The organism is Levilactobacillus fuyuanensis (assembly GCF_003946395.1).
Lineage (GTDB): Bacteria > Bacillota > Bacilli > Lactobacillales > Lactobacillaceae > Levilactobacillus > Levilactobacillus fuyuanensis.
In genome coordinates, this window is the sequence record NZ_RHNZ01000023.1 from 1 (window position 1) to 26806 (window position 26806).

At 48.9% G+C, this 26806-nt stretch carries 20 protein-coding genes; 15 read left to right on the forward strand and 5 right to left on the reverse strand.

What is annotated here, in order from left to right:
* Positions 1 to 471: 471 nt before the first annotated feature.
* Both EKM73_RS11055 and EKM73_RS11060 read left to right on the forward strand, forming a co-directional pair.
* Positions 472 to 1752, forward strand: a complete 1281-nt coding sequence (locus EKM73_RS11055) for a hypothetical protein (protein ID WP_125701928.1) — start codon at positions 472 to 474, stop codon at positions 1750 to 1752.
* Between the two features lie 17 nt (positions 1753 to 1769).
* Positions 1770 to 3524: a hypothetical protein gene (locus tag EKM73_RS11060; RefSeq protein WP_125701929.1), complete on the forward strand. Its 1755-nt coding sequence runs from the start codon at positions 1770 to 1772 to the stop codon at positions 3522 to 3524.
* A gap of 165 nt (positions 3525 to 3689) precedes the next feature.
* Here EKM73_RS11060 and EKM73_RS11065 read toward each other — a convergent pair whose 3' ends face one another.
* From EKM73_RS11065 to EKM73_RS11080, 3 genes are all read right to left on the reverse strand, one after another.
* Entirely contained in the window at positions 3690 to 4538 is an 849-nt protein-coding gene (locus tag EKM73_RS11065; protein WP_125701930.1) for an SPFH domain-containing protein, read from the reverse strand.
* A 12-nt stretch (positions 4539 to 4550) separates the two neighbouring features.
* Positions 4551 to 4880 (reverse strand): toxin-antitoxin system HicB family antitoxin, encoded by a 330-nt coding sequence (locus EKM73_RS11070; protein ID WP_125701931.1) that lies wholly within the window; start codon positions 4878 to 4880, stop codon positions 4551 to 4553.
* Positions 4881 to 5382: 502 nt separating this feature from the next.
* Complete coding sequence (locus tag EKM73_RS11080; protein WP_125701932.1) at positions 5383 to 6480, reverse strand: M24 family metallopeptidase; 1098 nt, start codon at positions 6478 to 6480, stop codon at positions 5383 to 5385.
* 216 nt (positions 6481 to 6696) lie between these two features.
* On the opposite strand from EKM73_RS11080, the gene ccpA reads away from it, so the two are divergent.
* The 3 genes from ccpA (at position 6697) to EKM73_RS11095 (ending at position 13651) form a co-directional block, all read left to right on the forward strand.
* Positions 6697 to 7698 (forward strand): catabolite control protein A, encoded by a 1002-nt coding sequence (gene ccpA / locus EKM73_RS11085; protein WP_020088317.1) that lies wholly within the window; start codon positions 6697 to 6699, stop codon positions 7696 to 7698.
* A 345-nt stretch (positions 7699 to 8043) separates the two neighbouring features.
* A complete protein-coding gene (locus EKM73_RS11090; RefSeq protein WP_125701933.1) occupies positions 8044 to 8880 on the forward strand; it encodes a hypothetical protein in 837 nt (278 codons plus the stop codon).
* A gap of 385 nt (positions 8881 to 9265) precedes the next feature.
* Positions 9266 to 13651: a leucine-rich repeat protein gene (locus EKM73_RS11095; RefSeq protein WP_125701934.1), complete on the forward strand. Its 4386-nt coding sequence runs from the start codon at positions 9266 to 9268 to the stop codon at positions 13649 to 13651.
* A 262-nt stretch (positions 13652 to 13913) separates the two neighbouring features.
* On the opposite strand, the gene EKM73_RS11100 is transcribed toward EKM73_RS11095, so the two are convergent.
* Both EKM73_RS11100 and EKM73_RS11105 read right to left on the reverse strand, forming a co-directional pair.
* A complete protein-coding gene (locus EKM73_RS11100) occupies positions 13914 to 14654 on the reverse strand; it encodes an amino acid ABC transporter ATP-binding protein (protein WP_125701935.1) in 741 nt (246 codons plus the stop codon).
* Positions 14647 to 16104 carry an ABC transporter substrate-binding protein/permease gene (locus tag EKM73_RS11105; RefSeq protein WP_382387656.1) on the reverse strand — a complete coding sequence of 486 codons (1458 nt, stop codon included), beginning with the start codon at positions 16102 to 16104 and terminating at the stop codon, positions 14647 to 14649. The genes EKM73_RS11100 and EKM73_RS11105 overlap by 8 nt, the downstream gene beginning before the upstream one ends.
* Positions 16105 to 16401: 297 nt before the next feature.
* Here EKM73_RS11105 and EKM73_RS11110 point away from each other — a divergent pair, with 297 nt between their 5' ends.
* The 10 genes from EKM73_RS11110 to EKM73_RS11155 all read left to right on the forward strand — a co-directional run bounded on the left by EKM73_RS11110 (position 16402) and on the right by EKM73_RS11155 (position 26637).
* Positions 16402 to 17139 (forward strand): YebC/PmpR family DNA-binding transcriptional regulator, encoded by a 738-nt coding sequence (locus EKM73_RS11110; RefSeq protein WP_125701937.1) that lies wholly within the window; start codon positions 16402 to 16404, stop codon positions 17137 to 17139.
* Positions 17140 to 17411: 272 nt separating this feature from the next.
* Positions 17412 to 20708, forward strand: coding sequence for a YhgE/Pip domain-containing protein (locus EKM73_RS11115; RefSeq protein ID WP_125701938.1), 3297 nt, complete (start codon positions 17412 to 17414; stop codon positions 20706 to 20708).
* Between the two features lie 109 nt (positions 20709 to 20817).
* Positions 20818 to 21789 carry a competence type IV pilus ATPase ComGA gene (gene comGA / locus EKM73_RS11120; protein ID WP_225421393.1) on the forward strand — a complete coding sequence of 324 codons (972 nt, stop codon included), beginning with the start codon at positions 20818 to 20820 and terminating at the stop codon, positions 21787 to 21789.
* A complete protein-coding gene (locus EKM73_RS11125) occupies positions 21725 to 22777 on the forward strand; it encodes a type II secretion system F family protein (protein ID WP_225421395.1) in 1053 nt (350 codons plus the stop codon). Before comGA ends, EKM73_RS11125 begins: the two co-directional genes overlap by 65 nt.
* A complete protein-coding gene (locus EKM73_RS11130) occupies positions 22774 to 23079 on the forward strand; it encodes a competence type IV pilus major pilin ComGC (RefSeq protein ID WP_125701940.1) in 306 nt (101 codons plus the stop codon). Before EKM73_RS11125 ends, EKM73_RS11130 begins: the two co-directional genes overlap by 4 nt.
* Positions 23054 to 23539, forward strand: a complete 486-nt coding sequence (locus EKM73_RS11135; RefSeq protein WP_225421397.1) for a prepilin-type N-terminal cleavage/methylation domain-containing protein — start codon at positions 23054 to 23056, stop codon at positions 23537 to 23539. The genes EKM73_RS11130 and EKM73_RS11135 overlap by 26 nt, the downstream gene beginning before the upstream one ends.
* On the forward strand, positions 23490 to 23696 hold the full coding sequence (locus EKM73_RS11140; protein WP_125701941.1) for a hypothetical protein: 207 nt from the start codon (positions 23490 to 23492) through the stop codon (positions 23694 to 23696). The genes EKM73_RS11135 and EKM73_RS11140 overlap by 50 nt, the downstream gene beginning before the upstream one ends.
* Positions 23693 to 24121, forward strand: coding sequence for a prepilin-type N-terminal cleavage/methylation domain-containing protein (locus EKM73_RS11145; RefSeq protein ID WP_125701942.1), 429 nt, complete (start codon positions 23693 to 23695; stop codon positions 24119 to 24121). The genes EKM73_RS11140 and EKM73_RS11145 overlap by 4 nt, the downstream gene beginning before the upstream one ends.
* Positions 24122 to 24409: 288 nt before the next feature.
* Complete coding sequence (locus tag EKM73_RS11150) at positions 24410 to 25429, forward strand: class I SAM-dependent methyltransferase (protein ID WP_382387658.1); 1020 nt, start codon at positions 24410 to 24412, stop codon at positions 25427 to 25429.
* A 17-nt stretch (positions 25430 to 25446) separates the two neighbouring features.
* Positions 25447 to 26637, forward strand: a complete 1191-nt coding sequence (locus EKM73_RS11155; RefSeq protein WP_125701944.1) for an acetate/propionate family kinase — start codon at positions 25447 to 25449, stop codon at positions 26635 to 26637.
* Positions 26638 to 26806: the final 169 nt, after the last annotated feature.

Consider the following 26806-nt stretch of genomic DNA (forward strand, 5'->3'; position numbering starts at 1 on the left):
CATTCTTTGATTATACAAAAACATCCGTTGCCAGTAATCAAATTCGTTTGATTACCAACAACAGATATTTTAGAACCAATTTAATTGTGTGAATGAAGAAGTCTGGGACGTAATGTTCCAGGCTTTTTTACGTAGACTTATTCTTTCTACGTGCTGCTGTAAACTAGGGAAGGTGGTTGAGAATCATAACTGAATTACTGAAAGTTGGGATATTGAGGCTCTGACACATCGGTGGGTTTGAAATAATGTTGATTGGTTTAAATCCTTACAAGTAATTCAGAATAAATTTGGATGTCATTACTTAGGCAAAGTATTCAAAGAAAGCGCTTTCTTTAAAGCCATGACAGGAATATAATTTTATGTATAAGGTTGGAAAATATTGTGGGCACAAATATATAGATTGCGTATGAGGGTTGTGGTGATTTTTTTAAGAAAAGGAACACTATTTTAGGCTTCAGAGAGGTGTTGTTTATGAATAGTAAGAAACAACGGTTACGTAATAGAGAAAATATTCGCGAGGCACTTGATAAAAGTGACAAAATTAATCAGCAGCGTATAGAAATTTCGGGAGAATTATCGCGAGTTTCAACAACTTTAAATGACGCTTCCAATATTCTTGACGATATTGAGGCGGAGTTTGAGAAACAAACGCAACTTCAGAGTAAGGATGTTCAGCTTTTAATTGTGGCAGTTGCTTTACAGGTGGTTAGACAATATTTTATAACTCAAGGGAAGTTTTTTAACCGTGACACAGATAAGAAAGAAGCGGAACGTGTAAAGAACGAAAATGGTCCCTTGAATCAGATATACGATAAGTTTAAGGAACCATATAAAGAGAGCGAACTAGAGAGAGGGAAGGGTTACTATAAAAGCACAGTGGAAGAAATTGTGACTATGCCAGTTCCATTTGATACACAGATCAACGCAGGATATGATAAATTTGCCCTGAATCTAGTTGGAAATAAACTCGGATTAGGTGGTGGAAACCTCCATCGGTATACGACTTTGGGACATGATCCGATTTTAGGCCTTATTTTCGGAACTGCAAATATCGCCACGAGGACCGCAACTGTTTCTAACTTGCAGTCGTTCCATATACGATACGGAACGCCAGGTAATTTAAAAGCTAATGGGCTACCCTTCAAGAAAACTGGTGATTATTTTTCCCAGAGGGCTGATACGATGAAGGTTCTGAAATATGGCCTGCTTGAACCAATCGAGAGTAAGGACCCTAAAAAGATGGCTATACTTACCTGCGCTTTGGTGAAGGAGCTTATTCATCTGAAGTCAGATGTGAAGTCTGTTAGAAGCTTGCCACTTCCCTTTATGACGTTGTCTCCTGAAATGGCAAACAAGTTTTCTGAGTACAAGATAGATACTGGAAATGTCCAAGCTGTTACGAAGCAAGCTGTATTGGCTATCGCAATTAATCGGATAATAAGTCTAGTTCATCGAATGATGTTTGTTGAAGGTGAGGAAAATGATGGATCACTAGAAGGTTATAAGGTTAGAACGAGAAAAATTATAACCTATGCTAATCTTATTTCAAGTAGTAGTAACATCATTGCGGTGGCGGTCGCATCAAAGTTTAAAACGGATGCAGTTAATTATCTTGATGTCGGAGGCATTATGGTTACCATTGTGGATCTTTTTCGAGATATTAAGTTTGTATCGAAAGTAAAAGAGGAGTTCTTACGAAGTAACTGGGAGAATCGAGTCATGGGGAATGAATTTTCACTTAAAAATATTTAGGAAAGAAGGAATCAATGATGGGTTTATTTGATCTTGGGAATAAAACAGAAGCATATAAAAAAGGAATTTCTGATAGTTCTGAAATAGATGCCAAAAAAATGGAAGAAGTTAAAAGGGCGGTTGACGCGACAGCCTCAGAGCAAGCGGAAAATAATGAGTCGATTAGACAGGGATTTAACGATATTTACGATATGCAGGATGTTTCCGATAAGGAGCAATTATTAGGAATTGACAATTCAGTTAAGCTTTTGGATTTGGATGAACAAGACAGGTCCTATTTAATCGGGACGCTTTATTCTATCGGGTTAGATAGTCCTAAGTTGAGTTCAGCCCAGAAGAAATACTTTAATCAATTAAAGGGGTACTTAGGTGTAGAAAATCCGTATGAGGTTGATTTAGCAGCTGTTGGTGGAATTGATGATATTGAGGTTGCTAAGAGTATCTTTAAAGTTGTGATGGAATTCGACTACTTAGAGGACAAGTCCTGGACATTTGAGACCTCAGAGGACTATGTGTCATACAGCAATCAATTTAGACTTAATCAGCAAGATAAATTACGGATTAAAAAAGATATAGAAGACTTACTTCATTTTGGAAATGATTCTTTGGGACGTCAGTACGTCATTCATCGGGATTTTGAAGAAAACAAAACTACCCAAGAAAATAGTTCAAAAATAGAACATCCTGATGATAGTGAAAATACTGGAAATACAAGTGATGATGAGAGAACACAATCATTTGAAAAAGTATTAAGTATGTATTTACAACCTGAAACAGCTTTTAAAAGTGTGGGAGCTGGGGTAGAATTCGTTCAAAAGAGCAGGGAGCTATTGTATGATCAGCTAAATTTAAGTGTTGAAATGGTAAGTGATTTTTGTGCAAAAGTGGGCATGTCGGAGACGTTAGATAACTATCGTGACAAAATAGAACAGTATGCTGAAGAGGCAAAAAGAATTTCGAAAGAAAAAAGGGAAGCAAATGTTGCATCCGGTAAGAAAAGCAAAACTGAAATTGTATTTACAGTTGGTTTATTGCCAGTATTGCCTTTGATTTTGAGTCCAGCACTTTTAATGTCGATGAAAGGAAACAAAAAGTCCCAGGATGCATATATTAAGGATTTAATACGGTTAAACACAGAAACTGTGGATGCAGCGAAAGTTCTTCATGACTCACGAGAGCTAGCCACTAAGACGGATAAGGATCAGGTCAATTATCTTGTTCTATCAGATATTGATAAAGCAGTAAGTGTATTGATGACTTCGTACGATCAGCTTTCATCAGTCGACTTTCGAATGGGGGACTTAGAAGAGGATGCTCGAAATAAAACACGTAAGTATTTAAGCGTTGCATTCTCGGATTTCAACAGGTCTGAGCCTCGTAAACCGATTTTGTTATATAAAAAGAATGCTGAAAAGCCCGATTCAGGATATCTGAGCAAAAAAGAAGTTGATGGTATTTTTAGTAAAATTATGGAATATGAAGGAGCACCTGATGAACTTGTTGGAGCAATTGATACTTCAATAGGGCACCTAGGGAAAAGTGGTATAGTCTTTTTAGACGACAGCTTAGTTATACGTAAAGTTATTGGTAAGCCGGTCAGTATCCCGTACAAAAGCATTGACGGCGTTGTTGGCAAAAGAATTATGGCTCATGATGATGACGGAAATATGTTTGAGGCGGACTTGGATAAAGATGACATTGACTTGGAAAAGGCAAAAGAAATACTTGATACAGTTAAGAATTTTTGGCTTTTTAGTGAGAAAAGGCGCTAATGTTTTTCCACGTTGTTTGCTCACTGGACGTGGTAGGGGTTAATGAGCGCGGTGCTTAAAACATTATTTACCATGCGCAACTATGTATAGAACTCAAAGAGCTAGACCCAATATTTACTAGGGTCTAGCTCTTTGAGTTTGAAAGCCAAAATTTTAAATAAGAAACTAAGCTTTAGGTTTTGGCAACGGTACTTCCGGCGTCTTCAAACCACTCCGCAGGGCAGCCCCAATCGCTGGAATCTGTCCCAGGTCGGCAATGTGGTCGGTCGGGACCACGACCACGTTGGCTGGTGAATTGGCCAGGTCGCTGAAAGCCGAAATGGATTGGTTTTCGAAGAATTCTGGTGTGGCATTTTCCAGACTGGAGTTGACTGTATCGATCCGGTACTTTTCAGCATCGGCTCTGGTCTTCGTCGCCATGGCTTGAGCGGTGGCTGTTGCCATGAGGGCATCGTTCTTGGCCTTCGTCGTCAGCTCGATGGACTTGGCTTCCCCCTCGGCCTTGGCGATGGCGGCGACTCGCTCTCTGTCGGCCGTCAGTTGCTTATCCATGGCGGATTGAATAGCGGCGGAAGGGGTCAATTCATCAATGTTGGTCCGGTCGACGTTGATCCCATAGGTGTCGGTCAGGTCACCAATGGCGGTGGCCAGCTCCTGGTTGATCTTGGCTGTGGACCCCAGCGCTTCGTTCAGATCCATGCGACCAATGATGTCCCGTAAATGCCCCCGCACCAGTTGGGCCATGGACTCCACGGAATCCGTGTTTTCATACTGGAATTTCACGGAGTTAGTCACGTGGTAGTTCAGCGTCAGGCTGGCGGAAACGTCGGCGTTATCCTTGGTGATGACGGAGTAGTTGGGCAGGGCGAGTGGCGTCATGGCCAACTCAACCGTCCGAATTTTTTGTAGTCCAGGCAAGTAGAAATGAATGCCAGGCGCGACACTGTGCTTGTATTTCCCTAAAGTTTCAACTAACCCCTCGTTGTTTTGATGCACAATTCTAATCCCAAACATGGCGACTCCTCCTCAAATTTTCTTGAACGTCAAGATGTTCCCGTTACTTTCGATAATCGTATACTCCGCGGTGAAGTCTAAGGCTTCTCGTGGCTCCAGCAAGTAACGATAGTAAATACCGGCGACTAACACCAGACCAGTCTTGGCGTCCAAAGCAGAACCTGGTACGGTGCGACCAACCAATTGCCGAGATTCCCAATTTCCTGGTGTGGCCGTCTTCGATAAGACATTGACGATGTAGGCGTTGATGCTTCGGCCGTCAGCAGTGGCGGCTTGCGAGAGCTTTTCGAAAAGACTCTCGTCCATGCGAAGTAGGAAACGCTTTTGCTTTTCTTTTGCCATAGTATGTGGCCTCCTCATGCTCCTCCCCGAGATGATAGCTTAATAATATCACGGTGATATCACTTTGGCAACTATCCTACTTAGTCTGGGGTTTCGAGAAGAGTGGCCGCTTCCGGCTGTCAGGGATTCCGCCTGCTGTGGGGAACGCCTTCAGCCAAAGTGCGGGCTTCCAGCTCGGGTTGAAGCTACGAAAGCCCACGTATCTTCAACCGCGTCCCACGCTGTAAGGCCGGGGGAAAAACGCCCGGTCTAACACCGTCGTCACAGCTGGCTCCATCCCTGACCTCCTCCAGCTACTACTGCATCTTGAGCCGACACCAAGCGGTTTGGAAACGTGATATACGGATGATGTTGGCAGATCTCATGAGAAGGCAATGAACGGTCCAGGTAGAGAATTTTATATTGCTAATATATCCAGAAGAAAATATGTATACCAAAACCCGCAAGCATCTGCCAATTTCGACAAGTACTCGCGGGTTATTTTAAGACGTTTTAAGAGATGTTAGCCCACGTAAGTTAATTCCTTAGAGGTGTGGGTGAATGGGAGGCTGCCGTCAGCCGTGACGTGGACACAGTCTTCGATCCGGACGCCGGCGACACCTGGAATGTAGATGCCGGGTTCGATGGAGAAGCACATGCCGGGTTCTAAGACCAGGTCGTTGCCTTCCATAATGGATGGGAATTCGTGGTCACTCATACCCATACCATGGCCGAGCCGGTGAATGAAGTATTCGCCGTAGCCAGCCTTAGTGATGATATCACGGGCAATCTTGTCGAGTTCAGCGGCAGTCAGGCCGGGCTTAACTGCGGCTTGAGCCGTCAGTTGCGCTTCCAGGCAGACGTCGTAGATTTCCTTTTGCTTAGCGGTAGGGGTGCCTAGAGCCACCGTCCGGGAAGCATCGGAGATGTAGCCGTCGTAGACCGTGCCGAGGTCAAAGAGAACCAGTTCGTTGTTGGCAAACTTGGTGTCGTTGGTGGCACCATGTGGTTCAGCGGCGTGGGCACCGGCCTGAACAAGGCTCCCGAAGGACATTTCCATAATGCCTTCCTTCATCAAAGCGTATTGCAATTCGGCAACGGCGGATTGTTCCGTCTTGCCAGCTTTAACGGCTGCGAAGCCGTGTTCGAAGGCGAAATCGTCCCATTTGCCGGCGATTTCCAATTTTTTGATTTCTTCTTCAGACTTGATCAACCGCATACGTTCGATAAACGTTGTGATGTCTAAGTCGAAGCGGGGACTGGTGAATTGCGCAGCTAAGGCTTCCATCCGGGCAACTTGGAGTTGGCCCTTCTCTAAAGCGATGTGTTCTGGATTCACGTGGCGTTGCTTAACTTGATCGGCAATCATAGCCCATGGGTTTTCATGGTCCAGGTAGCCAACGACAGGGAACTTCCAGCCAGTTTCTTTGATAACTTCGACTTCCAAGGCCGGTGCAAAGATGAATGGGTCTTGGTCTGGGAAGATTACTAAAGCCAGGACCCGTTCGATTGGGTCGCTGCCAAAGCCAGTCAGGTACTGAATGGTCTTGGGATTGCTTAAGTAGGTCATGCTGGCGTGGTGTTCCGCCGTCCATTGCTGAATTTGTTCGAGTTTCGTCATGAAATCACCCCTTCAATTAATGTCATTAGTATACCATCAAAAGGGGGTTAATTTAAGAATATGAAGCGTTCTGCCTTGAAAATTCTGTGAAAATAAGGTATTCTTTGATGTGAAAGCGTTTTCACTCTTGCGTCCATGAAAACAATTCTGTATACTGGTCAAGTTGCTTGAAAACGAATGAAAACAAATCAAAACAAGAAAGAAAGGGCTCTCGCTATGGAAAAACAGACAGTTACGATTTATGATGTGGCACGTGAAGCGGCGGTTTCAATGGCCACCGTTTCTCGGGTTGTTAACGGCAATCCCAATGTAAAACCAGCTACGCGCAAAAAAGTTTTGGAGGTTATTGACCGACTCGACTACCGGCCAAATGCCGTTGCGCGAGGCTTAGCAAGTAAGAAGACGACGACCATCGGGGTGATTATCCCCGACGTGACCAACGCCTACTTCTCTTCATTAGCACGGGGGATCGATGACATTGCCATGATGTACAAGTACAATATCATCCTGACTAACTCCGATGAAAACGGCGGCAAAGAAGTTCAGGTGTTGAACACTTTGATGGCCAAGCAAGTTGATGGGATTATTTTCATGGGGAACCAAGTGACCGACGAACTCCGTGAAGAATTCCGGCGTTCAAAGGCCCCAGTTGTCTTAGCCGGTTCAGTTGACGCTGAAAAGACCCAACCTAGCGTTAACATCGACTACGTGGCGGCCGTTGCGGAAGCTGTGAAGAACCTGATCGACCACGGTAACCAAAAGATTGCCTTCGTTTCAGGTTCCATGAAGCAAGCCATCAACCATGATTACCGGTTGAAAGGTTACAAGAAAGCCTTGAAAGACGCTGGCATTGCTTACGATGACAAGTTAGTCTTTGAAACGGATTACACGTATAAAGCCGGCCAATCTTTGGAACCAGCTTTGAGCGCTGCCGGTGCTACCGCTGCCTTTGTGGGTGACGACGAACTGGCTGCCGGTGTGATGAACGGCTTGACTGACGCTGGTGTCGACGTTCCCGGTGAATTCGAAGTCATTACCAGTAATGACACGAAGTTGACGGAACTGGTTCGGCCTAAGATGAGTTCTATCACCCAGCCACTCTACGATATTGGTGCCGTAGCCATGCGGTTGTTAACTAAGTTAATGAACAACGAAAGTGTTGATGAAAACACGGTCATCTTACCTTATGGCTTGATGAAACGCAGCTCAACGAAGTAGTTGATTGCGACAGAGGGCGCGAAAGGAGACTTTCGGGTCCTTTTGTTTATGGTGAAAATAAGTTTCTAGGCAATGTTGACGGTCTCTACGTTGGTAACCGAGACGGAGGAGAGATGTCCCCTGCATAACGGTGTGGGATGTAACCGGCAGACTATAATTGAAGGATTCGCCTAAAATTAAGGCCAGCTTAACGTTTAACCCATATGGATGTGCTACAATGATAGGCAACTATGCACGGTGTCAGTTCGTATGCTTTTAGGGAAAGTCATTGCCAAGATAACACGTCAGGCGGACTAACCTGTGGCTGATTACTGTGCGAGATTGAACGAATTGGAGGTGGGGTTGGTGAGTGAAAATAGCCGGATGGCACGCTATCATTCAGATGAGCTGGAAGATCCGCAGCAACAACCACAGAAACCGCAACAAACGTACCAACGCCGACCTGCTTTGGCACGGTGGGTGGCTGTCTTAGTCATGCTCTTTACCCTGTCAATTGGCCTGAAGGTGACGGTCTTTAATGCCAACTACACGGCTGGTGTGGTCTCTAGATCCAATGTTGGGCAAAAGGTTATTAATCAGCTAAACAATGAGTTGGAAAGTCTGGGTGTCAGTGGGAGTCCCGTCACGTCGGGGATCGCCCAGCCGTATTTGGCACAGGGGGTCGCGCAACTCTATGGAGAAGCGTCGACGACAACTATCGACAATACGGAACTGACAACGGCCATTAGTACGCAGGCACAGACAATGGGGGTCACGGCAACCGCCGGGATGACTACAGCGTTGGTGAAGGAAGCCAAGAAGGTTGTGCAGGCGGCCTTCAGTACGCCAGCGATGACGCAAGCGTCAGCTAAGATTCAGAAGGCCAAGACCCTTGATTTCTGGTTAATGATTGCCACAGTGTTGCTGGCAATTGTCACCGTGATGTATGCCTTCAGTGTACATCACGTTATGGCTAGTCTGGGACCAGGGTTGGCGTTGGGGGGTGTGCTGACAGGAATCGTTGGAGCAGTTGGCTATTACTTATTGCCAACGCTGATTCCTGCATCAACCGCAACCGTCACGAGTATGATCACAACGGTCGGTCGAAGTGGTATCGGTGTGATTATCTTTGCCGGCATTACCGAGATTGTTTTGGGCTTGTTAGTTATGCTCGGTCATCGAACGTTCCGTAAAGACTTATGATATTAACTAATACGTAAGCTCGAGATGAATAATCTCGGGCTTTTTTAGCGCGATTTATTAACTTGTAAAATCCAACACCCCCTGTTGACTTGATTAGCGGGTAATATCGTTAAAATAATTAACTTTTTTTGAGAAAATTGATTGACCCTAACCAGCCAAACGTTATAAAATAAGAGAAATTATTTTAAACTATAAATCAAAGACTGGATTTGACAATTGGCTATTTAATAAGGTTGAGGGACTAACTTGGTTGCACAAACAAGAATTAGTTGCACAAATTAAATCAGCTATTAAAATGTTGAGTTGAGAGTAAGGGTTCGTTACCTGAAGTTGCGAGGTAACGGCCGGGTTGGCTAGCCTGGTCTTTTTGAGAGGAGCAATTACCATGGCGGTAAAAGAACATTACAAGATGTACAAGGATGGGAAACACTGGGTTTTCGCTGCAATCACAGTCGCTGCAATCGGTTTGGGGACGGCAGTCGGCCAAGATACTTTAGCACATGCGGATAACACCACGACGGGGGCCGAGACGGCACAGGCAAGTGGCAATAGTGCTGACCCAAGCAGTACTGCGACGTTGCAGAAGACGGTCTCGGATACGCCGGTGTCAGCTGAAAAAACTGACTCCGGTGACACAACGACTGATGTGACCGAAGTCAAGGGCTCTGAGAGTGGTAACTCTGGGGAGAGTGGTCACTCAGATGTGACTCCAGATGAACCAACTAGTGGCAATTCGAGCACTCAGGATGCTGGTGAGATCGCCAATAGTGATGCGTCAAACAATGACGGGGCAACCAGTGAAGATACTGGGGCGCTTCCTAATTCTAACGACGATGCTAGAAGCGGAGAAACTACCAGTGGTGACACGACGTCTGTTGGTAACCAGAACTCAGGCGGAGTTGGCCAAAATGGTAGCGGTAACACGTCGGATTTGAAAACGTCAGATGATTCTGTGACAGGTGATACGCCGGCTGTCACTAGCACACCAGTCGTGTCTGATACCGAGACAGACATCAATGTAGGTGACACGCCTAACACGACAAGCCTTAACGTAGATGAACTTGGGGATGGTGAATCGGTGTTGCCACTGAATGTGTCCAAGTTTACTGGCAACAATGCATTACTCAGTGCCGAAGCGTTCAGTCTCGACATGCCCGGGGAAGCTAACAGTTTAATTCGAGGGTTAAGTGCAACGGCAGCCCCTGTCGCAGATCCTAGCAATTTGTCGCATATCATCAATGCTGATGGAACGGTTACCATTACTGGTGCGTATAGTGACGTTGGGGACACTTTAGTTATTCCGTCAACTATTGTTGTTGGCGATAAGGTACTGAATGTTACTGGTATTGGACAGGGATTCAGTTCTGTTTATCACAATACAGATAATTTAAAAACGTTAATTATTGAAAATGGCATCACGTCCATTGCAGATAACGCCTTCTCCTATCTCAAAAACTTAACGACCATTGATCTGAGCCAAAATCAGACGTTACAAACCATTGGGAAACAGGCCTTCGTCGACGATGGGGTAACTACGTTGGTGCTACCAGACAGCGTGACGACAATCGGTGATCAGGCCTTTGAAAGCAATCCGTTATCTAGCGTGACTTTTTCTAAGAACCTGCAATCCATCGGTAGTGAGGCTTTTGAATATGATCCACTGACCACTGTTGACCTGAGTAATAGTACTGCATTGACGTCGATTGGAGACAACGCCTTCTATGGCACGCATATCGCGTCACTCTCACTACCGACCAGTCTGCAAACTATTGGCGCAAAGGCCTTTGCCTCCATTGCTGCATTGACGAGCGTTACGATTCCGTCTGGTGTGACGTCAATCGGGGACAGTGCCTTTATTCAGGATAGCAATCTGGCTACCTTGACCTTTGCAGCGGGCAGCCAACTTCAGACGATCGGTGAGAATGCGTTCACCTATGACGGTTTGACTAGCTTAGATTTGCCGGAAAGTCTGGTCACTATTAAGGATGGCGCTTTCTCAGCCAACACGCAACTGACGTCGTTAAATTTTGCGGCGAATGGCAATCTGACGACAATCGGGGCCCACGCGTTTGAAAATGACAATGGCTTAACGACCCTAACACTACCAGCTAGTCTGACGACACTGGGGGACTTTGCGTTCAGTACGGCTCATAACTTAAGCTCAGTAACCTTTGCCGATGGGACGCAACCCGTGACGATCGGTAACAGTGCCTTTATCTATGATACGAAATTAACCAGTGTGACGTTGCCGGCTAACCTGACCGCAATTGGTGCACAGGCCTTCTTGTCCAACACGAGTCTGCCTATCATCATCCTGCCAGCTAACTTGGTCAGCATTGGGGCTAATGCCTTCACCTATGATCAAGCTCTTCAGACTGTTGATATGACTGGAGCCACGAGCTTAACGACGATTGGCAACGGGGCCTTCGAATACGCTGGCTTGACCGGAGAATTAACGTTACCAACAAACCTGACGACGATTGGCAATTTGGCATTTGCTGCTAACAATTTAACCGGAGTGGCATTGAATGAAAATCTTCAAACGGTTGGCGACAGTGCCTTTATCTACAACAATTTGACGGGATCGGTGGTCTTCCCAGCAACTTTGACGTCGATCGGTCAGATGGCCTTCTATGGGAATCAGCTGACGGGGGTTAGCTTGCCAACGACGGTTAGTCAAGTGGGCGCGAACGCCTTTAGTTACAATCAAATCACCAGTTTGAGTGCTGGCGCTGGGACTTCTAGTCTGGCATTGAATCAGAATGCTTATTACTTTGTTGGTAAGCAACCGACTGTTTCGCTGTCTGACCTCTTCACCGTAGCACTCGGTGACAAGGCCATTACGAGTGCTAATATTAGTAATCTGACGGCGGGCGTCACCCTCAACAGTGATGGGACGTTCGATGTGCCGGCCGGCGTCGATCAGTTTACGTTTAACTGGTCCGTGAGCGATAACGGCACCACCTACACCGGGCAGTATCAAGTTGTGATGGATAATCCAGACATTAAAGTGCATAACTCCACCGTCTTTTACGGGGATAATTGGACACCAGGAGACAATCTGGTGAGTGCCATTACACCGGGCAATGACGAACTTACTATTGATGATTTGACCGTTAAGATCAATGAGTTAGATGCAAACGGCAAGGTTGTTGTCGATGCCGATGGCAATCCGGTAGTCGTTGCGGCTGGTGATGTGACGAATAAACCTGGAACTTACCAAGTCACGTATAGCTATGGGAGTAGTTCGGCCGTGGCACTGGTGACCGTAGAAAAGCGGACTGCGACTTACACGGTTAGCGGGAATCAGACGACAACCTATAATGGGGAAGTGCCAACGCTGGATATGGCTAACTTCAACGCCGAACTGAGTAATGATCTACCGTACACGCTTAAGGATGGTGACCTCACGCTCGCTTATACAGACGCTAATGGCAAGCAGGTCCTTTTGACCGACGACAACGCCGCGGACTTTGTCAACGCCGGTACCTACGATGTGGTGGTTAATCCAGCCGCCTGGGATCGGTTGGTTGCAGAAACGCCGGCCGTTTCCAACTATGATTGGACCGGGTCCAAGTCAATTGCGACACTGACGATTGCACCAGCCGAATTGACTATCAGTGTGGCTAATCAGTCGATGGTTTATGGCGATGATGAACCCCAGGCTAAAGTGACCATTAAGGATGCTGCCGGCAATGATATCAGTGATTCTGGTATCACGGTGACACGGGATGCTGGCACTAATGCTGGAATTTACAGCTACAAGCTGGATACGTCGAAAATGAGTGAAAATTACACGATTGCCGGCAGTCCAGAGCTAGGTGCATTAACGATTGAGAAGGCGCCGCTGACGGTTACTGTGGCCGACCAAACTATGGCTGCGGGGACGCAGGAACCTGCTGCTAACGTCACTATCGTTGATAGTAAAGGCAATCCAGTCACAGATTCTGGTATCACGGTGACACGGACTGCCGGGACGACTGCTGGCATTTATGCTTATCTCTTGAATACGGATGCGCTCAACGCCAACTATCAAGTGGCCAGTGCAACGGTTGGGTCACTGACGATTACGGCAGTTCCAGCTACCGTGACTGGGAGTAACTATACCATGACCGTGGGGGATGCAGCGCCGACGGTTGGTGATTTCAAGGCGGCGGCCACGGATACCAATGGCCAGGCGGTTGACAGTAGTGCGATTACTTTGGATTTGGGGATGGCCGATTTGACCACGCCTGGGACCTATCAGGTTACCTTACGCTATGGTGATGATGCAACGGCTACGGTTCTACTGACGGTTGTGGCAAAGACGACGGGTGGCGGAGATGGTGATGGTGGAAATACTGGCGGCGGTACGGGTCCCGTTGACCCGACGGACCCAGTGGACCCCACCGATCCAACTGATCCGACCGACCCAAGCAAGCCGACTGATCCCGATGAGCCTGACCACGAAGTCATCAGTGATGGTGGTACGGGGGCGACGGTCAAACCGGGCATCGATATCAGCCTCAAGAATCCAACGACAGCTCCGGGTAAGTATGTGACGAGTGGTGCCGGGGCTCACATCAAGGGATCACAGTTAGGCATGAACCAGGTTACGCCAATCAAGTCTACGCAGGTGAACCTGCAGGCCAAGGGCGATGACAACCAGACAGATACAGCTCAAACGACGTTGCCACAGACTAATGAAGCGACGACACCATGGTGGTCCGCTCTGGGCCTCCTGGTGGGTGGTTTAAGCCTGTTCGGGTATCGCAAGAAGCGTCACAATTAAACGCAATGAGAAGAAACCTCAGCCGGTATATTTACGGTTGAGGTTTCTTTACGGTCTGGCTTTTTTAAGGTTATAAGGTTTCTCTCATGCTAAAGAAAGTTATCACGATTTTGTCTAAAGCCTTTATTAAAATTGCCCGAATCATGCGACAAAATCCTCCAGAATTACATTAGTAAAGAGTAGGGGACTAAAAAGGAGGTCAGCTCACTGATGAGCTGACCTCCCGCGACGCCTAAGCATTTTGAGTTTTAAAGTAACTGGATTACATCAGGATCTTGGAGAGGAAGTCTTGCGCCCGTTCAGTCTGTGGGTTGCTGAAGAATTCTTCTGGTGTGTTGTTTTCCTGAATGTAGCCATCGGCCATGAACCAGACGCGGTCGGCCACGGACTTGGCAAATCCCATTTCGTGGGTAACCACGACCATCGTCATCCCTTGTTGGGCCAGGTCTTGCATAACGTTCAGAACTTCACCGACCATTTCAGGGTCCAAAGCAGACGTTGGTTCATCGAACAACATGACCTTGGGATCCATGGCGAGGGCCCGAGCAATCGCAACCCGTTGTGCCTGACCACCGGATAGGCTGGAAGGGAAGGCGTCGGCATGGTCATCCAAGTTGACTTGTTGGAGGAGTTCGTGGGCGCGCTTCGTCGCGTCGGCATCACTCACGTTCTTGACCTTCATGGGGGCCAGCTTGATGTTTTCTAAGACGGTCATGTTTGGGAAGAGGTTGAAGTTTTGGAATACCATCCCCATCTGTTCCCGTAAGGTGTTGACCTTCTTGGTGTCCAGAGTCGTCAGGTTTTGACCATCGAAGTCGACCTCACCACTCGTTGGGGTTTCCAACAAGTTGAGGCACCGCAGGAAGGTACTCTTCCCACCACCGGAAGGACCGATGACGACGATCACTTGACCGGGATTGACTTGTTCTGAAATGTTCTTTAGAACTTGGTTATCGCCGAAGTTCTTGGCGAGGTCCTTGACCTCAATAATTGGTTTAGTCATGTTGCATCTTCCTTTCGAAGTGGTTTAAGATCCGTGAGGCGGTAAAGGTCATGATGAAGTAGAGAACCATGATGACAGCGATTGGCGCTACCCCTCTGTAGGTGTCGGACCGCACGATGTTGCTTTGGAAGATCAGTTCGGAGACCCCAATGATGGAAACAATGGAACTATCCTTGATCAAGGTGATAAATTCGTTCCCTAATGATGGCCAGATGTTCTTCAAGGCTTGTGGTAAGACGACATAACGCAGGGTGTAACCCTTGGTCATCCCCAGGCTCCGGGCAGCTTCAGTTTGGCCTTTATCCACGGAGTTGATCCCCCCACGAATGTATTCGGCGATGTAGGCCCCAGAGTTCAGTGAAATGGCAATAATCCCGGAAGTTAATGCGGGGAGGTTAACGATGAGTCCTAGGCCGAAGTAAACGAACATAACTTGGACCATCATAGGCGTGCCCCGAATGAATTCGACGTAGGCCGTTGCTAACCACCGTAAGGCAGTGGCGAAGACGCCACCTTGTGCCATCCGTGCGAGGGATAGGAGTACCCCGAGAATGAACCCGAAGAAGACGGAACATACGGTGATGATCAACGTGTATTCGATCCCTTTAAGGAAGGCCTTCCAGTAGTGGAGCATGCTAGTGTTGACGGTGTTGGTCTTTAAGTATTTCCCGGCAGCGGGGAGGTAATCCTTGTTGACGAGGTTTTGCTTTCTAATCTGATCGACGGACTTGTTGGCTGCGGCGACCAGGGAAGTAGAGCCCTTGGCAAACGCAACGGAAGCGCTGGTATCGGAAGCACTCAAATTAAATTTACTTGGAATCATGGCTAATTCTTTGTTGTTAGCGACGTAAGCTTGGGCGGATGGCTTTTCCATCGCAACCCCTTGGAGCTTGTGGCTCTGTAATCCTAGGATCAAGTCGGAAACGGAAGTCATCCCTTTGACGGTCGTGCCGCTAGTTTGTTTCTTGGATTCGGTGTACATGGTAGAACCGGTTTGGGCCCCAATGGTTTTGCCCACGAAGGAATCCTTATCTTTATAGATACCTTTGTCACTCTTGTTGATGACGATGCTGTACCCACCTTGGTAGTAGGTATGAGTGAAGTCGACGTTCTTCCGCCGGGCTGGCGTTGGGTTCATCCCGGAGATGACCATGTCGACCTTACCGGTTTGCAAGGCAACTAATAGGGAATCAAAGGACATGGACTTCACAACTAACTTGACGCCTAAGTCCTTAGCAATCTTCTTCCCGACGGCAACGTCCATGCCGACGACTTGACTCTTGCCGTGAACAGTTGCTTGGAACTCATAGGGTGGGTAGTCGGGGGAAGTTCCCATGACTAACTTTCCACTCTTCTGAACCTGGGCCAGCGAATCATCGGTGGCGGCTTGTGCCGTTGTCGTGGTGGCGGTCCATCCGGCAACGAGCGCCATCACCAATGCGATGGCCATAATTAATTTATTTTTCATAATGGCTTGCTCCTCTATATGTGATGATGTATTTGAGTATAGCCGGCTTCGTTTATTTATGCAAGTTTTATTTTAATAAATTTAGTTTTATACATAGTTTATCCATTTAAAATTCGCTTACATCCCTGATTTAAAGGGAAACGCCAAAAAAAATATACATTTTCGTTGAATAAGTGAATTTTATAAGCTTAGTAATTGAACGAATGGGAAGTAAGTGCTAACATGTATAGTGTCTGTTTTATACGGATATCTATAAAATTTAAGAAAAGAGGAGTTACGATGTCAGGACATTCTAAATGGCATAACATCCAGGGCCGGAAAAATGCTCAGGATGCAAAGCGTGGAAAAATCTTCCAAAAAATCTCACGTGATTTGTACCAAGCTGCAAAAGCAGGTGGTCCTGATCCCGACGGTAACCCTCAACTTCGTTTGGAAATGGACAAGGCGCGGGCAGCTAACATGCCTAAAGACAACATCAAGCGGGCTTTAGATAAAGCTTCTGGTCTTGGTGGCGCCAAGTTCGAAGAAATTACCTACGAAGGTTACGGTCCAGCTGGGACGGCGATCATGGTTGCTGCTTTAACGGACAATAAGAACCGGACGGCTGCGGCTGTTCGTTCTGCCTTCACGCACCATGGCGGCTCACTTGGTGCAGCGGGTTCCGTTTCATACATGTTTGATCGGAAAGGTTACATTGTAATCTTGCGCGACGGTCTTGACACGGATGAAGATACGATGTTGATGGATGCACTTGATGCCGGGGCGGACGACATGGAAACCACGGATGAAGAATTCAAGATTTACACGGATGCTTCAAGTGAAATTGCAGCACGTAATGCTTTACAAGACAAAGGCTACAAGTTGGACACTGCCGAAGTTCGGATGTTCCCTCAAAACACGACTGAAGTACCAGAAGCCAAGGCTTCTCAATACCAAGGTCTGATTGAAGAACTGGAAGACAACGACGATGTTTCCGATATTTATGAAGCCGCAGTCTTACCTGAAGGCGTTGAATAAACGTTTTTAGCCAAATAATTTGAGTCGATGAACCCGTTACCAGGCTTTGCTTGGTAGCGGGTTTTTGTGTATCGTGGTAAAAAATAATCTTGCATTCTGAATGGGGGACGGGTAAACTCCATAAATGTGGCTGAAGGGTGAGCCATATTTTTTTAAAGCATATGCAACATGCCATATACTAATTTATTCATTGTCGAATTAGAAATGTAGCATCATTGCACTATAATACAACATGCCATATACATTTTACGGCATGTGGAGGAGTGTTGAGGATGAAACGTATCAAACATAAGTATCTGATGGGCGGCGTGCTCACTGCGGGACTGGTGCTGCCAGTCATTTGCGCGGGGCTCGTGATCCATTCGTTCTGGGATCCGTTTGGCCAGACGGCGAAGTTACCAGTCGCCGTGGTCAATGAGGATCAGCCCGTCACGTACCAGGGGAAACGCATGGCGGTCGGTCAGCAGGTCGTCAGTCAACTAAAACATAATCACGAATTGGGGTGGCGGTTCCTTTCTGCGCGGGAGGCCGCCGCGGGAATGAAGCATAACCGCTACTATACGGTCGTCACGATTCCCAAGAACTTCTCACAGCGTGCAACCACGGTGACCGAGCGTCACCCCCAACAGATGAAATTAAATTATGCCACCAATGACTCGCTCAGCTATATTGGCGAGATCATCAGCGAAACGGGGGCTTCGCAACTGAATGCAGCCGTGAAGCGCGCCGTGACTAAGGCCTATGCACTGAGCATGTTCCAACAGATCAAGACGAGCGGCCAGGGCTTCCAAAAGGCAGCGAAGGGCGCAACTCAGCTGAAGGATGGGACTGTGACGTTGGCTGATGGGATGAATACGTATACGACGGGCGTGACCAAGGTCAAGGATGGCCTCTTACGGTTGTCGACCAAGGTTCAGCAGCTACCGACTGGCGTTAATCAGCTGGCAACCGGTGCTGATAAATTATCGGCAGGACTCCAGACGTTACAAACAAAGACGCAACCCCTGGTGACTGGTGTAGCGCAATTGGATGGTGGCGCTGGTCAGCTCGCAAGTGGGTCAGGGCAGGTCACGACAGGACTCCAACAGCTCTCGGCCAAGACCGGCCCGCTGGCGTCTGGTGTGCACCGTTTGGCAACAGGATCTGGTCAAGTGACGGATGGTTTACAGCAAGTGTCCGGTAAAATCCAGCCACTCGTTGCGGGTGTCACGAAGCTGGACAACGGCTCGGCACAAGTCACGGCTGGTTTAGAGAAACTGAACAGTAAGACTGGTGCTTTGGCATCCGGTGTGGTCAAGTTGGCCGATGGGAGTCAGGCATTAGCGGTTAGCACGACTCAGTACGTGAACGGTGTTTATCAGGTGCATACGGGCCTGCAGACGTTAGATACGAATGGTAAGACACTGGCGGCGTCGATACAGGCCTTAGCGGACGGTGCCTCTGGGTTGTCGACACAAGTCACGACGGGGCAAGCGGGCATTACGAAATTGGGCGATTCGGTTAAGAAGTTAGCGACTGATTCCACTGCTGGTGCCACGACGCTTCAGACGAGTGGCGAGAAGCTTCAGACACAGTTAACGACGGATTTAGGTGAGTTAAGCACCGCTGTTGGTGGCACTTCAGCAACAACAGCGAAGGTTGCGACAATTCAGTCTAATTTAGACCGACTCGCTGGAGCATCGGCCACAGCTTCTAACGATGCAACGACTGAGGCGGCTGGCAAACTCAAAACAGCGGTTGCTCAGCTTGATTCTAGCAGTCAGTCTGGTAGCCAGGCGTCGGGAATGACCCAGACTCAAATCGATGCCAAGGTGGCTTCCGTTGCTAGTGCGACGAAAATGACGGCCGACCAGAAAGCGGCTATGACTTCGGCACTCGCAGGGGCGGGGCAAACGTCGGCTGCAAAGCCGACCTCATCTGCTAAAACGGCGGTTACTTCAGCGGCTAATGCGCTCGTCAAGGCGAGTGACACAACCACTTCTGAATCAGCAACCACCTCTCCGCAGACGGTAACCCGCCTGAAACGGGAGGTAGCGGATCTGGCCGATTCGGTACCGGCTGGTCAGGGTACCACAGCCGCGGCTGCATTACAAAAGGTTTTGGCGGATGCCACCGCGTTAAAGGTCTACTTTGGTCAGGTCACTGCGGCCATGGGCAAACAAAATGCGGCCCTTAGTCAACTCAATGGTGCGGTTACAGGCAATGATGATTCATTGGCCAAAAAGTATGCCGCATTAGTTGACGGTAGCCAGAAGTTGTCGACGAGTTTGGCGGAAGCTAATGGTAAAGTCCCTGAGTTCACGACGGGTATCGGCAAGTTGCTGGCTGGAAGCAATCAGTTGACCACTAACGGCCCAGCTCTCGTTACGGGAACGGCACAATTGGCGGCTGGTACGCGCCAACTCAACGATCAGGTGCCGGCGCTGGTTACCGGCGTGAGTGAGCTAACCGTTGGCTCTAAGCAAGTCTCCGGGGGGATGCACCAATTATCTGGGCAGTTACCGGCCCTGACTGGTGGCGTCACGCGCCTTGTCAACGGCTCGCTTCAAGTCACGAACGGACTAGACTTACTCAATGGGCAACTGCCAGCCTTAACCGGCGGAATCGGCCAACTTGTTGCGGGTTCTGGTCAGGTGACGACTGGATCACAGCAGTTAGCCGGGGGCTTGTCGCAGTTGAATGGGCAAGTTCCGGCCTTAGTAGCGGGGGTTCCTCAGCTTGCCAGTGGGGGCAGTCAGCTCTCGGGTGGCTTGCAAACGCTGAACCAACAAGCACCACAGTTGGTAGCCGGAGTTAGTCAGTTAACGACCGGTGCTCAGCAGTTGGCCGCAAATTCACCGAAGCTAACGGCTGGTGCCCAACAGCTCAAGGCAGGTAATGGTAAGCTAGCCGCTGCACTTCAGGGTGGAGCGGACAAGGTTCAAGCAACGCCACTGACTAGTCGGACGGCGGCAATGTTTGCTTCGCCATCGACACTGACCCATCAACGTTTCAGCTATGTGCCAAACTTCGGGCACGCGATTGCTCCGTTCGTGGTGGCCATGCTGACGTTCCTGGGGCTGACGGCGCTGGTGGCTTGGTTTGACTACCGTAAGCAACTGCAGACACCACGCCAACTGGCGAACTTGACCGGCTGGGTTCTCTTGCAGTCACTGATTACCAGCGCGGGGATGGCCATGATGCTTCACGCCGCCCAACCATGGACGTTTATGAGCTTGACCGGGTTGTTTGCTCTCGCCATTCTGGTGGTAGAACTAGTTCTGCGACTCTTCATGGGCCGTCTGGCTGTCCTAGTCGTGGGTGCGCTGTTCTTCCTCCAACTCTGCGTGGCAAATGGCATCTTCCCAGTGCAAACGGTGAAGACGCTCTACGCACCGTTGGCGAAGTTCCTACCGATGACCTACGCCAACCTGGGCTTGACCCAGGCCCTGAGCGGAACGGGCATTAGCAGTTCGGTTCTGACCATGGGAATCAGTGCTGCTGTGGTGATCATTATACTAGGGGCCGGATTGATTGGTCTGAAATTAATGAACCTGAAAAACCTTGTAGTGCGTGAAAGTCAGGAATAATAGGAAGATTTACTGAAATCTACGTCATCTTAGCGGATGCGTAGATTTTTTTTGCAAATAAAAAATATATTTCGGTACTTTTTACGTAGTTAGTTAGAAAGGGCAGGAGATGGGTGACGTGATTCAAAAAATGATTACGGAATTATTGGTGGTAGCACGGACACGACGAGTCAGTGATATTTACGTTTTGCCACAGCAGACGGGGTATCAGATTAGACTGCGGCAGTTGGGGGCGGTAATGACCTGGCGGCGGGTGACTACTCAGTTGGGCCGTCAATTGATTACCTATTTTAAATTTCAGGCGAATATGGCAGTCAGTGAAAATCGTCGGCCACAAGTGGGAGCGATGACCTGGCCGGGCCCACCTGAGCCCGTGGAACTGCGTTTCTCAACGGTCGGCGACTATGTGGGGCGTGAATCGCTGGTCATTCGGGTGATTTATCCCTACCATACTGGACAGATGGCCTATCTGGATAGGACGCAGCCGGCCCTGCTTCGACAGTTGGCCCAGCGCCGAGGCCTATTGCTCTTCGCGGGGCCAACCGGTTCAGGGAAGACCACGACGATGTATACGATTGCGCGGGAGTTGGCGGCCACGGTCCTCACGATTGAAGATCCCGTCGAAATCAAGGAGGCGGATTTTATTCAGCTGCAGGTCAATGAGGCTGCGGGGATGGATTACGAAGCCCTGGTCAAAGTGGGATTGCGGCACCGACCGGATGTTTTTATTATTGGTGAAATCAGGGATATGGTGACGGCTCAGGCGGCTGTTCGGGCGGCGTTGAGTGGTCATCTAGTTCTGACCACCGTTCACGCGCAGAGTGCCAGCGGTGCCATCCCCCGACTGACGGAGCTGGGGGTGCCGTTAGCACAACTGCGGCAAGTGTTGACGGGGAGCTGTTATCAGCGCTTGATTCCGCGGCTTCAGGATGGTCCGGCCGTGCTACTCGACATTTTGGCTGGTGACCATCTTTGGCAGGCAGCGAAGACAACTACAGAAAGGTGGCGACGGACGCTTGAAGAAGCAGGTAAGGAACACGCGATTTCAATGGCAACGGCCCAAAAATTTCGGGAAGGGTAGGTGGTCCTTAACGCAACAACAGCAATTCTGTCAGCTCTTGGCGGATCAACTCGCAAGTGGTTTTTCACTTCGGCAGGCGGTGAGCTTTAGCCAGACAGCCAATAGTGGTTTGCCGCGTGACGTGGCAGAGATTGAGGCACAATTATTGGTGGGAGCAGACTTTGTGCCCTGTCTGGCGCCGTACTTACAAGCCAACGTGTACTTTCAGCTGCAATTGACGGCGACCTATGGGGAGCTTGCCACGGCGCTTCAACGCGTGGCGACATTACTCCGATTGATGGCGACACAACGCAAACGGCTCCATCAGCTTTTGCTGTATCCGGTGGGCTTACTGATTGGGATGGTGTTGCTTTTACTCACCTTAAAGGTAGGTATCTTACCACAATTACAGCAGGAGATTGCCGCACAACCGGCGCCAGCTCTATCCTGGCGGCACTATGCAGAGATGGGCGGTGGACTGGTCATAATTGGTGGTATCGTGCTGATGTGGCGTTGGTGGCGGCAGCAAACGTCGTTGCATCTCGCCACCTGGTATTTACGCGTACCCGTGATTGGTCGTATCTTTCGGGCTTATTACGCCTACTACCTGACGGCTAATCTCAGCCAACTCGTAGCGAGTGGATTGAGCGTCAAACAAATGGTGGTGGTCTTACGCCAATTGCCACAGGTGGCACTACTAGCGCAACTGGCGATTGTACTCGAACAGCAACTTCAATCCGGCCACTCACCGGTGGGCTGGTTGCGACAACAGGCCTATATTCCGCCACAGTTAGTCGTACTATTGCAGAAGGGGAGTACACAGCCGCAATTGGCTCGCGAGTTGGAAGCCTATAGCCATCTGCGGTATCAGGAGCTGGTTCGTTTGACGGAGCGCGGACTGGCCATGGTGCAACCCATCTTACTGACGGTGGTGGCCCTTCTAATCGTCGGGGCCTACCTGAGTCTATTGCTACCCATGTATGCCAACCTGCAGGGGGTCACGCCATGAGCAAGCGGCACGGGTTTACGCTGGTTGAAATGACAATCGTGCTGTTTATCATTTCGCTGTTAGTTCTAATTATTCTCCCAAATCTAAATGGCCAGCGGCATCACGCGCAGAGCATTCACCAGCATGCGATGGAAACGGTCGTTCAGGGCCAGGTGACGGCGTATCTGGATGATCATCAGACGGCAACCCACGTGACCTATGCCGCACTAGAATCTGGGCGATATCTCACGTCACAGCAGGTCAAGCAGGCGCAACGAGAGGGGATTAAGATTCACGATGAGCGGTCGGACGATGGCTCGTGACCGCCACGGTTTTACCCTCTATGAGACGCTGGTGGTTTTACTGATTGTGGCGAGTCTGACCGTACTCGTGGGTTTTCAGGCGGTTGCCCAACGGCGGGCCGCAGCGGAACAGGCCTTTTGGCCCGCTTGGCAACAATTGTGGACGGCAGGTCGCCAGGTGGCGATTGCCCGAGATGAGACGGTCGGCATCTTTATTGACCGTGGAACGGGAGAGGTTAAGCTGACTCTTGGACAGTCTCGTCGGGTCTTTCGTCGACTGAAGCCGCCACCCGGTCTGCACTGGGTCGATGGGCGAACTGGGTGGGGAATCACGCCGCAGGGGCATGCGGATGCCTTTACCATGGAGTGGTATAGTACGACGCATCATGTATGGTGGTATCAGACATTTCAGTTAGGAGGCGCATTAATCTATGTTGAAGCAACCAAGACGCGGCGACCACAACGGGTGGCTGCTTCCTGACGCCTTATTGGCGTTGGGAATCGTTGCCCTAACGATTGGTCTGGCACGGCAGACACTGACGGTGACCCAGTATGGGGAGCGCGTACGGACGACGCAACTCCAGCAGGCCCGTGACCGACGCGATCGAGCTTTACTCGATTGGGCGGCTAATCAATGAGGCGACGAGCAGGGTTTACGCTGATTGAGGCGTTACTAGCCTTAGGTATTGCAGCGGGGATGTTCACACTGGCCAGTGGGGTGGATCGAGTTTTATTGCGGCCGCTCCGCCGGGACCCAGTGGCGTGGTACCAGATGGTCCGAGTCCTTGAACAACCTGGCCGGTATCGGGTCACTGGCGTCGAGGGACAGCAATTGAATTTGCAGGATCAACAAAAACAAGTGACGCGAGCGGTCTGGGTCGATAGCAAACACGTGTTACGGCTAACGAATGATAAGCATCAGGGCTACTACCCTTTATTACGACGAGTGGAGGCCGTGCACTGGCACCTCACCAAATATCCAGGCCTGGTGCGCCTGAATCTAAAGCAGGAGCGATTACCTTGGCAAACGACGATTCTCGATTTACGCGGCGGGGATTCTTGACGTTGTGGGCGCTCTTTTTCTTAGCGAGTGTTAGTCTGGTCTTGATTTTAGTCATGGCTGGTCAATCGGCGCGCGAGCAGTCGACTCATCAACTCATTAAAGACTACAATCGTTCGACTTCACAACTGAATCGGACCGTTAGATCACCCCAACAAGCGTCAAAACCACGTCTCAGAACGGTAAAACCCGCAGATTCGCGACAAAGATTGCTTGAATAACAGCTGAAAAATCGGTAGTATAGATAACGGATATGTTGTGTCATGCAATTTCACAAGGAGGCGAAGCGTACTGTCACAAGAACAGACTGAAGCGCTCTTCAAGGTCATGGATGAATCAACCACGATCCTGCAAGAAGCACTAAGCACATCTTATTTGGATGCGTTCGTTGAGACGGGGGATAACCTGCTCAATGGCCAAGTTCAGGTAGAAGACGGTCAGCCAGATACGGAGACTGCAGCGAAGTTAACCAAGTTGTATGCCCAGGTCGACTGGCAAAGTGACGATGCCGAAACGGTTCGCCGGGCGGTTCAATTAGCCATGCTCAAAGCGATTCGAGTAGATGAGATTCAAGCTAACCACCAACTGACACCGGACACGATTGCCTATATTATGGGGTATCTCGTGACTCGGTTGGAGAAGGATAAATCAGAATTAATTGTAACTGATCTGACGGTTGGGACGGCTAACTTGTTAACGGCGGTGCTTTCACAACTCAAGGCAGTAGTTAAAGGTGATATCAAGGCGTATGGGGTGGACAATGATGATACGATGCTGGCCATTGCGCAGACGTCGAGTGACCTTCAACGGCTACCGATTGAGTTGATTCATCAGGATGCCCTCGAGCAGTTGTTGGTGCCCGCAAGTGATCTGATTGTTGCCGACTTGCCAATTGGGTATTACCCGATTGACGAGAACGCGGCGAACTATCAGACCCGTGCGACGACTGGCCATTCGTTCGTGCATCACCTGATGTTGGAGCAAGCCCTGAATCAATTGAAGCCGGGTGGCGTTGGCGTATTCCTGGTACCTTCACAACTTTTCCAAACGGAAGAAGCGAAGGGCCTGTTAAAGTGGTTAGCGGGAAACGCCTATCTGCAAGGGTTATTGAACCTACCAAGTGAGCTCTTTATGAATGTTAACGCCCAAAAGGCTATTCTGATTTTACAGAAGCCGGGCGCTGGCGCGAAGCAGGTTGAACAAGTGATGTTGGGTGAGTTCCCATCATTTAAAGAACAATCAGCATTTCAAAAGTTTGTTGCGGAAATCGTCCAATGGGAAGAACAAAACCTGCTGACGGACCGCTCATAAAAGGAGAAAATTACCAAATGGGAAAATCATTAGCAATTAACGCCGGAAGTTCTACGTTAAAGTTCAAATTATTCCAAATGCCAGAAGAATCAGTGATCGCTGAAGGTGCCATTGACCGGATCGGTCTGGGTAACTCTTTGGTTGAAATCAAGTATGGTGATGGCGAAAAGTACAAGACGACCCAAGATGTTAACGATCACAAGGAAGCTATCCAATTAATGTTGGATCAACTGACTAAGTTGGAAATTATCACCGACTTCAACGAAATTACGGGGATTGGTCACCGGGTCGTTGCCGGTGGTGAAGAGTTCAAGGACTCCGCCGTTATTGATGACGATGTTTTACAAAAGATCAAGGACTTGGCTGAATATGCACCACTGCATAACCCAGCCGCTGCCATGGGGATCGAAGCCTTCAAGAAGATCTTGCCTAACGTATTGAGTGTGGCTGTCTTCGATACGTCCTTCCACACGTCCATGCCAGAAGTGAACTACATGTACTCTATTCCTTACGAATACTACGAAAAGTTCGGTGCCCGTAAGTACGGTGCCCACGGAACGAGTCACCGTTACGTGGCCAATCGTGCCGCTGCTATGTTGGGCAAGCCCCTCAAAGATCTGAAGTTGATCACGATGCACATTGGTGCTGGTGGGTCAATCACGGCTATCAAGGATGGCAAGTCATACGATACTTCCATGGGCTTCACGCCACTGGCCGGTATCGAAATGGCTACCCGTTCTGGGGATATCGATGCTTCCTTAGTCGCTTACCTGATGGAAAAGTTGAACATCGACAAGCCTAGCGACATGATCAACATCTTGAACAAGAAGTCTGGTCTGGTAGGGGTTTCCGGTGTTTCCGCTGATATGCGTGAACTAGAAGCCGTTCAAGACAAGAACCACCGTGCCAAGTTGGCTCGGGACATGTTCATTAACCGGATCGTGCGTTACGTGGGGGCTTACCTCGCTGAATTGGGTGGCGCTGACGCCATCGTCTTCACTGCCGGTGTGGGTGAAAATGACATCATGATCCGTCAAGAAGTCGCTGACAAGTTGACTTACTTTGGTATTGGTGTTGATCCAGAAAAGAACAACATTCGTGGGGTTGAACGTGACCTGAGTGTTGCCGGTTCTAAGATCAAGACGCTCTTGATTCCTACCGATGAAGAGTTAATGATCGTTCGTGACATCGAACGTTTACGTAAATAGATTGATGAGACATCCTCTCGGAATTTCCGGGGGGATGTTTTCTTTCACTTAAAGTTGAATAATTATCATGTAAATGGAATTAAGTTGAATGGAATTCGTTTATACCAGTTGTTAGCGCTGTTTAGTTAGGCGAACTAACCAGCATTGGAACTGGCATTGACCAGTCAGA

Bases quoted from the DNA above. Each gene is read 5' to 3' on its own strand.
- EKM73_RS11080 (WP_125701932.1), bottom strand. From the start codon at position 6,480: ATGACGAAACTCGAACAAATTCAGCAATGGACGGCGGAACACCACGCC.
- EKM73_RS11140 (WP_125701941.1), top strand. From the start codon at position 23,490: ATGTTGAAGCAACCAAGACGCGGCGACCACAACGGGTGGCTGCTTCCT.
- EKM73_RS11155 (WP_125701944.1), top strand. From the start codon at position 25,447: ATGGGAAAATCATTAGCAATTAACGCCGGAAGTTCTACGTTAAAGTTC.
- EKM73_RS11115 (WP_125701938.1), top strand. From the start codon at position 17,412: ATGAAACGTATCAAACATAAGTATCTGATGGGCGGCGTGCTCACTGCG.
- EKM73_RS11055 (WP_125701928.1), top strand. From the start codon at position 472: ATGAATAGTAAGAAACAACGGTTACGTAATAGAGAAAATATTCGCGAG.
- EKM73_RS11065 (WP_125701930.1), bottom strand. From the start codon at position 4,538: ATGTTTGGGATTAGAATTGTGCATCAAAACAACGAGGGGTTAGTTGAA.
- EKM73_RS11130 (WP_125701940.1), top strand. From the start codon at position 22,774: ATGAGCAAGCGGCACGGGTTTACGCTGGTTGAAATGACAATCGTGCTG.
- EKM73_RS11070 (WP_125701931.1), bottom strand. From the start codon at position 4,880: ATGGCAAAAGAAAAGCAAAAGCGTTTCCTACTTCGCATGGACGAGAGT.
- comGA (WP_225421393.1), top strand. From the start codon at position 20,818: ATGGGTGACGTGATTCAAAAAATGATTACGGAATTATTGGTGGTAGCA.
- EKM73_RS11095 (WP_125701934.1), top strand. From the start codon at position 9,266: ATGGCGGTAAAAGAACATTACAAGATGTACAAGGATGGGAAACACTGG.
- EKM73_RS11145 (WP_125701942.1), top strand. From the start codon at position 23,693: ATGAGGCGACGAGCAGGGTTTACGCTGATTGAGGCGTTACTAGCCTTA.
- EKM73_RS11135 (WP_225421397.1), top strand. From the start codon at position 23,054: ATGAGCGGTCGGACGATGGCTCGTGACCGCCACGGTTTTACCCTCTAT.
- EKM73_RS11100 (WP_125701935.1), bottom strand. From the start codon at position 14,654: ATGACTAAACCAATTATTGAGGTCAAGGACCTCGCCAAGAACTTCGGC.
- EKM73_RS11105 (WP_382387656.1), bottom strand. From the start codon at position 16,104: ATGGCCATCGCATTGGTGATGGCGCTCGTTGCCGGATGGACCGCCACC.
- ccpA (WP_020088317.1), top strand. From the start codon at position 6,697: ATGGAAAAACAGACAGTTACGATTTATGATGTGGCACGTGAAGCGGCG.
- EKM73_RS11060 (WP_125701929.1), top strand. From the start codon at position 1,770: ATGGGTTTATTTGATCTTGGGAATAAAACAGAAGCATATAAAAAAGGA.
- EKM73_RS11110 (WP_125701937.1), top strand. From the start codon at position 16,402: ATGTCAGGACATTCTAAATGGCATAACATCCAGGGCCGGAAAAATGCT.